At 59.8% G+C, this 239-nt stretch carries 1 pseudogene; it reads right to left on the bottom strand.

Going from position 1 to position 239, the window contains the following annotated elements:
- Nucleotides 1-239 (bottom strand): annotated as a pseudogene (locus EXE45_RS22075) (IS5/IS1182 family transposase); the annotation flags it as partial.

Below are 239 nucleotides of genomic sequence, written 5' to 3'. Positions count from 1 at the left end.
ACATGGGCACCCTCTCAAACGACCGGTACAGCGTTGAGGGTGCGGGAAATGCCGTTCGAGCGAGCTGTAACAGACCCCGAACGCGATCCATCTCACTCGCCCAATCGACGATCTCGCGGTACGTCGCATCCATGTGAACTCGCAAAAAGTGGAGCGTGACATGCTTCCAGCCGGGAAATCCGTGGCCAGTCGGATCACTCACCGCCGTTGGACTGGCGGCACAGCGCTTTTGAGCCAGC

This window comes from Halorubrum sp. SP9 (assembly GCF_005435015.1).
Lineage (GTDB): Archaea > Halobacteriota > Halobacteria > Halobacteriales > Haloferacaceae > Halorubrum > Halorubrum sodomense.
Note: the sequence above shows the minus strand (reverse complement) of the source record. Positions and strands in the feature narration are given on the sequence as shown.